The organism is Granulicatella sp. HMSC30F09, assembly GCF_001806915.1.
Taxonomy (GTDB): domain Bacteria; phylum Bacillota; class Bacilli; order Lactobacillales; family Aerococcaceae; genus Granulicatella; species Granulicatella adiacens.
In genome coordinates this window covers 69,402-80,794 of the sequence record NZ_KV786415.1, presented here as the reverse complement: position 1 = coordinate 80,794, position 11,393 = coordinate 69,402, and the positions used below count along the sequence as shown (strand labels likewise).

The 11,393-nt window shown below is 36.8% G+C and carries 8 protein-coding genes; all 8 read right to left on the bottom strand.

Annotated features, from left to right (window positions below):
* Nucleotides 1–112: 112 nt before the first annotated feature.
* Nucleotides 113–1,267 (bottom strand): DUF819 family protein, encoded by a 1,155-nt coding sequence (locus HMPREF3103_RS02885; protein ID WP_049555493.1) that lies wholly within the window; start codon nt 1,265–1,267, stop codon nt 113–115.
* Nucleotides 1,268–1,380: 113 nt separating this feature from the next.
* The gene (gene rbfA, locus HMPREF3103_RS02880; RefSeq protein WP_005605552.1) at nt 1,381–1,740 is read right to left on the bottom strand and encodes a 30S ribosome-binding factor RbfA; all 360 of its coding nucleotides are present in this window, start codon (nt 1,738–1,740) and stop codon (nt 1,381–1,383) included.
* A gap of 470 nt (nt 1,741–2,210) precedes the next feature.
* Nucleotides 2,211–4,664, bottom strand: coding sequence for a translation initiation factor IF-2 (gene infB / locus HMPREF3103_RS02870; protein WP_070437147.1), 2,454 nt, complete (start codon nt 4,662–4,664; stop codon nt 2,211–2,213).
* Between the two features lie 12 nt (nt 4,665–4,676).
* Nucleotides 4,677–5,003 carry a L7Ae/L30e/S12e/Gadd45 family ribosomal protein gene (locus tag HMPREF3103_RS02865; protein WP_005605555.1) on the bottom strand — a complete coding sequence of 109 codons (327 nt, stop codon included), beginning with the start codon at nt 5,001–5,003 and terminating at the stop codon, nt 4,677–4,679.
* Entirely contained in the window at nt 4,987–5,292 is a 306-nt protein-coding gene (gene rnpM, locus HMPREF3103_RS02860) for an RNase P modulator RnpM (protein ID WP_005605557.1), read from the bottom strand. The genes HMPREF3103_RS02865 and rnpM overlap by 17 nt, the downstream gene beginning before the upstream one ends.
* Before the next feature lie 17 nt (nt 5,293–5,309).
* Complete coding sequence (gene nusA / locus HMPREF3103_RS02855) at nt 5,310–6,410, bottom strand: transcription termination factor NusA (protein WP_005605559.1); 1,101 nt, start codon at nt 6,408–6,410, stop codon at nt 5,310–5,312.
* A gap of 19 nt (nt 6,411–6,429) precedes the next feature.
* Nucleotides 6,430–6,903 (bottom strand): ribosome maturation factor RimP, encoded by a 474-nt coding sequence (gene rimP / locus HMPREF3103_RS02850; RefSeq protein ID WP_039848786.1) that lies wholly within the window; start codon nt 6,901–6,903, stop codon nt 6,430–6,432.
* A gap of 131 nt (nt 6,904–7,034) precedes the next feature.
* On the bottom strand, nt 7,035–11,369 hold the full coding sequence (locus HMPREF3103_RS02845) for a PolC-type DNA polymerase III (protein ID WP_070437146.1): 4,335 nt from the start codon (nt 11,367–11,369) through the stop codon (nt 7,035–7,037).
* Nucleotides 11,370–11,393: the final 24 nt, after the last annotated feature.

Below are 11,393 nucleotides of genomic sequence, written 5' to 3'. Positions count from 1 at the left end.
AGCAACAATTAGTTGCTTAATCCCTTCCTAAATTTCTTCATCAACACTATTTGACAAAGAGCCTAAAAAATAAAGCAACTAACTCTGGCTTTCAGAATTAGTTGCTTTTTTGTTAGTTCAATAATTGTCCGATAAAGATACCTACATAAGTACCGATGATGTAACCTAATGTTCCTACAAGCATTGTAGGGGCTACGAATCGATGCCATCCTTTAGAAATAGCCATCGCTGCAGCTGTTGTTGGTCCACCAATATTCGCATTTGAAGCAAGAATCGCTTCTTCTACTGTGAAACCGAAGATTTTTGCACCAGCAAAAGTCACTGCCATGTTCACAAAAACCATGATTGCACAGAACACAAGTAATAATGGAGATTTTTCAATGATTGCTCCGATTGAAGCTGGAATTCCGATGACTACAAAGAATAAGTAAATCAAGAATGTTCCAATTTCGTTTGCCCCACTAATCTTCTTGAAGTATTTTGCAAAAATCGTTGAGCAAGCTACTGTTAATGTTGTTAGAATTAAATATTTATTCGAAACTAATTGAATAAGACTGTTATCACCTAGACCTGAAATAATTTCAGATAATGTAAAGCTAATAGTTACGATAATAACAGAAATTGCAAAAACAAAAGCTACATCTTGAACCGTAATCACAGTATCTTTTCCATAAGCTTTTTCTTCTTCCTCTTTCACACCTTCAGTATACGCAAATTTGAAATGTTTCTTGAAGAATCCAATAGAAGGAATCATCAGTAAAATTAAGAAGTAGAATACCATTAACAAGTTATCCGCCACTGTTGCAGCTGAAATGAGTTCTTTTGGAATTTCAAAAGCGGATGAAACAGCTACAAAGTTAACTCCTCCACCAATATAACTTCCGACCATCATTCCAGCGATATGGTTTAGTACAGGGATAGCTTTAGACAAGGCTAAATAACCTAATACTGCCCCAAGTACAGTCCCAACAGAACTGATTAAGAAGATAGCTAATAATCTTCCGCTTTCTTTCCAAATCTGTTTTAAATCACATTGGAATAAAAGCATCGGAATTGCTAATGGAACAACGACTCCCCAAACTTGATCATATACAGGTGAATCTGTAGGAATAACGCCTAAATTACTTAATGTTGCTGCCATTAATAGACCGATAATCGCTCCGCTGATTTTTGCAGCCCATTTATATCGATTTTCTAAAAAGATACTAATAGTCGCAATCCCAACGATAATAGACCACAATACCCATGTATTATTTGCATCAATCATAAAACACCTCTTCTGGCTTTTTTAATACACACGAAAATTACCATATATGGTAATTTTTTACTAAAAAGGCAAAAGAGTTGTTTCTGTTTAATGTTCTTTTGCCTTCAAAAATATTATCTTTGTTCGTCTTGTTCTTGAATAGATTTTAAAAGCTCATCAATATGATTTCCGTAATCAACTGATTCATCGCGTTTAAAAATTAATTCTGGAGTTTTGTACAATGATAGACGTTTACCTAATTCACGACGGATTAGGCCTTTTGATTTTTCTAAGCCACGTTCTGTCGCTTGACGCTCACTTGCTAATTTATGAAGTGTTGTGTAGTAAATGGTAGCAATTTGAAGGTCACCAGTTACTTCAACTTCAGTAATTGTAATTTCTTGTACACGTGGATCACGAACCTTTTTAGATAAGATATCATTTACTTCACGTAAAATTTCTTGTGACACACGTCCAACTCTAAAGTTTGCCATTTTGTCTCCTTTCCAACGAAAGAGGCACTGCAATCAGTCCCTCTTCGTTCTACTTAAATCATAATATTAATTTAGTATTTGCAGTCAATTCATATCGAATTTTCTCGCACTATTTTTTATAACGGCTTGACCTCCTAGCTTTGTCGTCCACTTCGTTAAGCTTCGTAAAATATTCTCGATTTTCCTCTCCTTAACTCCAGTGTTCCAAAGCTGAGCAGTCGGTCTCGCACTATTTGAATAACGGCTTGACCTCCTAGCTTTGGCGTCCACTTCGGTAAGCTTCGTAAAATCTTCTCGATTTTCCTCTCCTTAACTCCAGTGTTCCAAAGCTGAGCAGTCGGTCTCGCACTATTTGAATAACGGCTTGAAAATTCTGAATCGACGTGCGTTTCCCGAAACATCCGCTCGACTATCCTAGTCGCTTACGGTGTTCCGGTCCAACGGTTCGATTCATAACGAATTTTCTCGCACTATTTTCTTTTAATCTCGACCATTTCGTACGCTTCAATGATATCATCTACCTTGATGTCGTTGTAGCCGTCAATCATGATACCGCACTCGAATCCAAGTTTAACTTCTTTAGCGTCATCTTTGAATCGTTTTAAGCTTGCTAATTCTCCTTCGTAAATAACAATGTTATCACGGATTAAACGAACTGAGCTTGAGCGTTTAACAACACCTTCTAATACATATGAACCAGCAATTGTTCCAAGTTTTGAAACAGTGTATGTTTCACGAACGATTGCTTGACCAGTAATTTTTTCTTCAAACTCTGGATCTAACATACCTTTCATCGCTGTTTCAATTTCATCTATTACATTATAAATGATGCGGTGTAAGCGAATATCTACTTGATCAGATTCCGCTTGTATTTTCGCTTGTGGCGTAGGTCTCACGTTAAATCCGATGATAATCGCGTTACTTGCTGTTGCAAGAGTAATATCGCTCTCGTTAATTGCCCCTACAGCAGTATGGATAATCTTCACACGAACGCCTTCAACTTCAATCTTTTGTAAGCTTGACGCTAATGCTTCAACTGAACCTTGTACGTCAGCTTTGATAATAACGTTAACTTCTTTCAATTCTCCTTCTTTTAATGTGGAGAATAAGTTGTCTAAAGTAATACGGCTTGAAGCGTTACGTTGCTCGATTAAGGCACGTTTAGCACGTTCTTCGCCGGCTGCACGAGCAGTCTTTTCATCTTCAAATACAACGAAGCGATCACCAGCTTGAGGTGAAGCGTTAAGACCAGTAATCTCAACTGGAGTCGCAGGCAAAGCAGTTTTCACACGACGGCCTTGGTCATTCACCATTACACGGACACGTCCGAATGTGTTCCCTACAACGATTGGATCTCCAACTTTAAGAGTTCCTTCTTGAACTAATAATGTTGCGATAGGTCCTTTTGTTTTATCTAAACGAGCTTCGATAACTGTACCTAATGCTAAACGGTTAGGATTTGCTTTCAATTCTTGAACTTCAGCAACTAATAGAATCATTTCTAGTAATTCTTCGATGTTTTGGTTGAATTTCGCTGAAATTTCAACGAAAATTGTGTCCCCACCCCATGCTTCAGGAACAAGTCCTAAATCTGAAAGTTCTTGCATGACGCGTCCAGGGTTTGCAGCAGGTTTATCGATTTTATTCACTGCCACGATGATTGGAACATCAGCAGCTTTTGCATGGTTAATTGCTTCGATTGTTTGTGGCATTACACCGTCATCGGCTGCTACTACGATAACTGTAATATCCGTGATGTCCGCACCACGCGCACGCATTGTTGTGAAAGCCGCGTGACCTGGAGTATCTAAGAACGTAATCGGTTTTCCATCAATTTTGATTTGGTACGCACCGATATGTTGCGTGATACCACCTGCTTCACCTTCAACAACTGAAGAGTTACGTAGTTGGTCAAGCAATGTTGTTTTACCGTGGTCAACGTGTCCCATGATTGTTACAACAGGAGGACGTACTGTGCTTTCTGCGTTCTCCGCAGCTGCTTCTTCAAAGTATACATCTAAATCAGAAATATCTTTTTCGATTTTTTCTTCAGCATCCATACCGTAGTCTGCCGCTAATAATTCAATCGCGTCTTTAGAAAGACCTTGGTTTAATGTTGCCATTACGCCTAATAAGAATAACTTTTTGATAATTTCTGCTGGTTCACGTTTGATTTTCTTCGCTAATTCAGCAACTGTCATACCGTCTGTATACACTAACACATCTGGTAATTCATGGAATTTACGTGCTGGAACAGCTGGTTTAGCTTTTTGTTCTTCACGACGGTTTCCTTTTTTACCTTTTTGGTTACGGTTTTTCTTACTGAAACCATCATTGTTAAAATCGTTATAACGTTGTTGGTTTCTTCTATCGTTATTACGATTGTTTCTTGGTGATTCAAAACGATCGTTGTTATTGTTTTGTTTTTGGTTGTTACGTGGACGTTCTACTTGTCCTTGTTGGTTTGAACGAGCTTCAGTACGTGCTGGTTCTTTCTTAAATGAAGGACGGTTTCCATTCGCATTTTGTTGCTTTTGATTTGGACGTTCCTGATTTCTCTTATCATTTTGGTCATGACGTCTTTGGTTATGAGAATGGTTTCGTTCTTGATTTTGTTTGTGATGTCCTTGTTTTGGAGCGCGATCTTCTCTCTTCGTGAATTCTTGCTTAGGAGCTTCTTTTTTAGGCTCAGCTTTTTTCACTTCTTGTTTTGGAGCAGAATTTACTTCTTGCTTTGGAGCCTTTGCTGCTGGTTTAGTAGCCGGCTTAGAATTCCAAGCTCCTTTAATTTTTGAGATTTCAGATTCTTCCATTGTAGACATATGGCTATTATATGAAATACCTACTTCTTTTGCTTTTTCAATAATTTCTTTACTAGCCACATTCAATTCTTTCGCTAATTCATATACGCGAGTTTTCGACATAGTCTCACCTTCCTATTCGTTCATATCGTTAAATCCCTTCATCTTCAGTAGACTCTTTGTAAACCCTCGATCATCAATTAAAACGATAGAACGTCTTTTGCCAATCGCTAGAGACAATTCATCCGTTTCAAATTGCTGAACAAAAGGAATTTCATAATATTCACATTTGTTTTTGATTTTTTTAACCGTGTTTGCACTACAATCTTTGGTACAAATCACTAAATTACCTTTTTGTCTTTGAATACTTTGGATGACTTGCTCTTCACCACTAATGAGTTTACGAGCAGCTGTTGCCATTCCAAGTAAATTCAAAGCTCTTTGTTTAACGAGCTCTTCCATCACTAAACAACTCTTTTCTTGCTTTTTGATGTTCTACATAAGCGAGAAGTTCTTCATAAAAAGCATCTGGAATTTCAATTTCTAATTGTTTTTCAAATAGACGGTTTTTCCAAGCTTTCTCTACTAATGTAGGTTCAAGAGTAATATAAGCGCCACGGCCGTTTACTTTACCAGTTGGGTCGATTTGTGCAACAGCTTCAGCGTTACGAACAATACGTACCAACTCTTTCTTCGGCATCATTTCACCAGAAGCGATACAACGGCGCATCGGAATCTTTTTCTTTTTCATCGTGCACCTCCTGTATTTTATTCTTCTTCAGAAGAAGCTTCTTCTGTTTCTTCAACGACTGGATTTGCTAAGTTTTCTAAATACTCTTCATAAGCAGTTTCAGATTTAATATCAATACGGTATCCTGTTAATTTTGCTGCTAGGCGCGCATTTTGCCCGCGTTTTCCGATTGCTAAAGAAAGTTGGTGGTCTGGAACCACGACGATACAACCGTTATTATCCGAATTAAATTCAACTTTCAGCACTTGAGCTGGATTTAAAGCATTTTTAATATAGATTGCTGGATCTTCATTCCATTCAACAATATCCATATTTTCACCATTTAATTCTTCAACAATGTTATGAACTCGTTGCCCACGTGGCCCTACGCATGTGCCGACTGGATCTAAGTTAGCATCGTTAGTACGGACTGCAACTTTAGCACGATCTCCTGCTTCACGTGCAATAGATACAATTTCTACTACACCATCATAAATTTCAGGAACTTCTTGTTCAAATAGACGTTTTAATAAATCTGGATGCGTACGACTTACAAAAATTTGTGGCCCTTTAGTAGTGTTATCTACCTTAGAAACTAATACTTTGATTCGTTGATCTGGTAAGTACTCTTCTGTTGGGATTTGGTCTTGTTTGGCCATTCCAGCAACGATACGTCCAAGGTTTACATAGACATAACGGAAATCTTGACGATCTACAACACCCGTCATGATTTCATTTTCGTATTGAATAAATTCATTGTAAATGTTTGTACGTTCAGCATCACGAAGACGTTGCATAATGACTTGCTTCGCTGTTTGAGCAGCAATACGTCCGAAGTCTTTTGGAGTTACTTCAAAACGAATCTTATCTCCAACTTCATAGGCTTTATGCTTTTCGTGCGCTTCCTCAAGACTAACTTCTAGTGTTGAATCGAATACATATTCAACTACTTCTTTTACAGCATAAACGTGCATATTTCCTTTCTTTTGATCAAACTCAACTTCTACATTTTGTGCTTGTCCATAATTTTTCTTGTATGCAGATACTAATGCTGCTTCTAAAGCTGTAATCACGACATCTTTAGAAATTCCTTTTTCTTCTTCGAGAACTGTTAATGCTCTAAGCATTTCTTTACTCATTTGTTTACTCCTTTACTTCTTAGAATTTGATTGCAAGACGAGCTTTCGCAATGTTTTTTCGTTCAATGGTAAATTCTTTTGTTCTTGTTTTGATTTGTACGTTCAATGTAACGGTTTCTTCGTCAACGGAAAGAAGTGTTCCTTCAAGGAATTTCTCACCTTCAATATTTTGATAAAACGATAAATGTACGTATGAACCAATGGCTGCTTTTAATTCTTCCTCGTTTCTTAATGGGCGTTCTGCACCAGGTGAAGAAACTTCTAGGAAGTACGCCTGTGGAATTGGATCTGGATTTTGAGCGTCAAGAATCTCACTAAATTTTTCACTCATAAATGCACAATCGTCTAAATCGATTCCACCTGGTTTATCCAAGTAAAAACGTAGAAACCAATTTTTTCCTTCTTTAACAAATTCTAAGTCGAATAACTCAAAGCCTTCTTTTTGGATCACATCTCTAGTAAGCTCTGTTACCGTCTCAGTTACTTTACTCATAGCCTCAACCTCCTTATTAATCGAGTCCATGTCGATAAAAAGAGTGAGCGTTTCCGCTCACTCTCCTCTCAACTACTATTCTACTGTTTCAGTATATCATATTATTTGCGAATGTCGCAACTATTCTGATATTAGAACAAATCATCAAATAAGGATAATTGGTTTTCATCCGGCAGATGGTCTAAGACTTTATTTTCTGTCATATAATCAATTAAAGTCTTAGAAACTTTACCTCGAGTAGCTAAATCTTTCTTAGATAAGAAAGGTTGTTCTTGTCTAGCCTCAACGATTTTATTCGCAACGTTCAGTCCTAATCCTTGAATTGCTCTAAATGGAGCAATCAAAGAGTCGCCTTCTATCACAAAATTACTTGCCTCAGACTTATCAACATCCACCATCTTAAAGTGGAATCCACGTTCTACCATCTCGTTAGCAAGTTCAAGAACCGTTAACAAGTTTTGTTCCTTCGCACTAGCTTCCATTCCTTTTTCCCTAATTTCTTTAATTCGTTTCTTAATCATCTCTTTTCCTTGAGACATTGCAACGATATCAAAATCTTGTGCACGCACTGAGAAATAAGCGCAATAGTATAACAATGGTTTATGAACCTTAAACCAAGCTACACGTAATGCCATTAAAACGTAGGCCGCGGCATGGGCTTTCGGGAACATATACTTAATTTTTAAACAAGATTGAATATACCATTCAGGTACATTATTTTCTCTCATGATAGCCTGGAAGTCATCAGGAATCCCTTTTCCTTTACGAACACCTTCCATAATTTTGAAAGCTACACCTTCTTCAACGCCTTTATGGATTAAGTACACCATAATATCGTCACGACATCCAATAACTTCAGAAAGTGGAATATTATGAAGTCGAATTAATTCTTCGGCATTTCCAAGATACACGTCCGTACCATGGGATAGACCAGAGATTTGAAGGAGCTCCGTAAAAGTGTTTGGTTTTGTCTGTTCAAGCATCCCTCGAACGAATTTTGTACCAAATTCTGGAATCCCAAGAGTTCCTGTATTCGAGTCAATTTGTTCGGGTGTAACACCTAAAACTTCAGTACCACCGAAAATTTTCATTACTTCTGGATCATCTGGTGGAATTGATTTTGGATCCATTCCTGATAAGTCTTGCAACATACGAATCACGGTTGGATCATCGTGTCCAAGAATATCTAGTTTTAATACATTATCGTGAATCGAGTGGAAGTCAAAGTGTGTTGTTCTCCATTCAGCACTTAAATCATCAGCTGGATATTGAATTGGTGTAAAGTCGTACACATCCATGTAATCCGGAATAACAATAATCCCTCCAGGATGTTGGCCTGTACTTCTTTTCACGCCAGTACAACCATTAGCAAGTCTTTCAATTTCAGCTTGTCTGAACTCTAATCCTAAATCTCTTTCGTATCCTTTCACATACCCAAATGCGGTCTTATCAGCAACGGTACTAATAGTTCCTGCACGATATACGTAATCTTCCCCGAATAATACTTTTGTATAGTTATGGGCTTGTGGCTGATATTCCCCACTAAAGTTTAAATCAATATCGGGAACTTTATCTCCGTAGAATCCTAGGAAGGTTTCAAACGGAATGTCGTGTCCATCTTTCACCATCCTCGTATTACATCTTGGACAGTTTTTTTCAGGTAAGTCAAAACCAGACCCAACTGATCCATCATCAAAGAATTCTGATAATTGGCACTGTGGACATCTATAGTGAGGTGCTAACGGATTCACTTCGGTAATTCCAGTTAAAGTAGCTACTAAGGATGAACCTACCGATCCACGTGAACCGACTAAATAACCGTCTTGATTACTCTTTAATACAAGTTTTTGAGCAATTAAATAAATTACCGAAAAACCATTTCCAATAATACTCTTTAGCTCTTTTTTAATACGATCATCCACAATTTTAGGAAGAGGGTTTCCATACCATTCATGGGCTTTATCATAACTTAGTTTAGTTATCTCATCCTCTGCTCCTTCAATTTTTGGAGTATATAAATCATCCTTTACAGGTGTAATTTCCTCTAATTGTTCGCTAACCCAATTAGAATTTGTAACGACTACCTCATAAGCTTTTTCTTCTCCAAGAAATGCGAATTCTTTCAACATTTCATCTGTTGTTCTTAAATGAGCATCAGGATACTCTTGTGGAACTCCATTGTTGACTGAAGTTAACAGTATTTCTCTATAAATCTTATCTTCAGGATTTAAATAATGAACATTCCCAGTTGCCACAACTGGTTTTCCAAGTTCATCCCCTAATCTCACTAAGTTTTGGATAATTTCTTCTAAGTGGTGTTCATTTCGAATTAATTCTTTTTTTATAAGAGGACGATAAATAGCTTTTGGCATAATCTCGATGTAATCATAAAACTTCGCTTTTTCTTTCGCTTCGTTATACCCTTTTTGCATCATCGCTTCAAAAACTTCACCTTCAGCACATCCCGAACCTAGCAAAAATGAATCTCTTCGACTAGAAAGCATGCTTCTTAAAATACGAGGAACTCGGTAATAATACTGAATATTGGATTGAGAAACTACCTTGAATAATTCTTTTAATCCAGCTTGATCTTTTGCAAAAATTGTTGCATGGAAAGGACGGCCATTCTTAAATACTTCTTCTGGATGAATATTTGTATTTAATTCATCATGATATAAAAGTTGATGGTCGTTTGCTGCCTCTTTCAGGAAAATATGACATAAATAACCCGTTGTTTCAGAATCATATACGGCACGGTGGTGTTGTTCCAATGCAACATTATAGCGTTTTGCAAGTGTATTTAAACGGTGCGATTTCAATTGTGGATGAAGCATACGAGATAATTCTAAAGTATCGATAACTGGTTGTTCAGTTCGCTCAATTCCAACATTCTCATAGCCTGTATTTAAAAATCCCATATCAAAGCTAGCATTATGCGCAACTAAGATACAATCTTTAGAAAATTCATGGAATTCTTTTAACACTTGTTCAACTGATTTAGAACCTCTGACCATATCATCGGTAATCCCCGTTAGTTGAATCGTCGTTGCGGATAGTGGATGACCAGGATCAATAAATTCTTCGAACTTATCAATCACTACTCCATTCTTCATTTTGACGGCTGCTAATTCGATAATACTATCATAAATTGCAGAAAGTCCCGTTGTTTCAACGTCAAAGACTACATAAGTCGCATCTTCTAATAAAATATGCTGAGGATTGTATGCTACATTCACACGGTCATCAACAATATTTCCTTCTAAACCATAAAGAATCTTAATTCCGTTCTTCTTTCCAGCACCGTGAGCTTCAGGATAAGCTTGTAAATTCGCATGATCCGTAATCGCAATCGCCTTATGCCCCCATTTAGCAGCTTGGGTTATTAAATCACTTGGAGAATTCGTTGCATCCATTACAGACATATTCGTATGCATATGCAATTCAACCCGTTTTTCTCCTTCAAAAGTATCCTTTCTTCCTTCGTGCTTAACTAAATTCATATCACGAATAATCATACCGAGTTCTTGAGAATATTTATTAACTTCTATACTACCAAATGCCTTTACCCAGGTACCTTTTTTTAATCCTTCTAATGCTGCTTCATCTTCAGGTGTCGAAGGGAATAAGGTTGCGCTGATTGATGAAGTGTAATCTGTTAGTTTAATATTTCCGAAGAGCTTTCCTTTTGCTTTCCCTCTGCGAAGTTCAATATCAAAAATTTTACCTTCAATAACTACATTTCGTTCTTCTTCAAAAATATCAGCAATGGCTCTTGTTTCAGAATTAGATTTGATGATTTTTCCATAAATGACTCCCTCTTGCTTGGAGTTAGTAGACATAGGTTTGTTCTTTTGAGTGGAACTTGACATCATTTGAGCGTTCTTTTGAGCTTCATTAAAATCATCCTGTATTTGTTGTTCCTTTTGCTCAAAAAGCTCCGTCATTTTTTCATGCATTTCATCATCTAATTGGATGTGAATTCCTAATTTTGGAAACCCAACTTCTATATACGCTTGCTGAATCTTTGGAATACAATTTTTTACTAAGTGCGTTTTCGTTAATTCATTCGGACAATGAATTTGAATTTGATTATTTACGAACTTCGGTGTTTGTCCTAACAATATTTGATGAGAAACGGATGATTCATCCTTAATAGCATCAAGTATATAAGCCCAGTAATCCTGAATTAAAGTTTCATTTACAATCACGTTTTCTTCAGTTGTTATGATTGTTTTTGCCCCACCAAAGCGCTCGTAATTTCTGCTCAATAATTCAGTAAACAATTGAAATTTTTCAAAGAGAAATATATTTGGATTTTGAATATGAAAAATCCAATTTTGATTTGATTTTGAAATGTCAATTCGTAATAACTTAGCGTCATCAAAATCCGGTGAGAAAACATTAACATCAACAATATCAAATTGTTCAATTACTTTTTTCATTAAATCCTTATGTGATTGACTCATTGTTTCCTCCTCTTTTATTACATA

Bases quoted from the DNA above. Each gene is read 5' to 3' on its own strand.
- HMPREF3103_RS02885 (WP_049555493.1), bottom strand. From the start codon at position 1,267: ATGATTGATGCAAATAATACATGGGTATTGTGGTCTATTATCGTTGGG.
- rbfA (WP_005605552.1), bottom strand. From the start codon at position 1,740: ATGGCAAACTTTAGAGTTGGACGTGTGTCACAAGAAATTTTACGTGAA.
- infB (WP_070437147.1), bottom strand. From the start codon at position 4,664: ATGTCGAAAACTCGCGTATATGAATTAGCGAAAGAATTGAATGTGGCT.
- HMPREF3103_RS02865 (WP_005605555.1), bottom strand. From the start codon at position 5,003: ATGGAAGAGCTCGTTAAACAAAGAGCTTTGAATTTACTTGGAATGGCA.
- rnpM (WP_005605557.1), bottom strand. From the start codon at position 5,292: ATGAAAAAGAAAAAGATTCCGATGCGCCGTTGTATCGCTTCTGGTGAA.
- nusA (WP_005605559.1), bottom strand. From the start codon at position 6,410: ATGAGTAAAGAAATGCTTAGAGCATTAACAGTTCTCGAAGAAGAAAAA.
- rimP (WP_039848786.1), bottom strand. From the start codon at position 6,903: ATGAGTAAAGTAACTGAGACGGTAACAGAGCTTACTAGAGATGTGATC.
- HMPREF3103_RS02845 (WP_070437146.1), bottom strand. From the start codon at position 11,369: ATGAGTCAATCACATAAGGATTTAATGAAAAAAGTAATTGAACAATTT.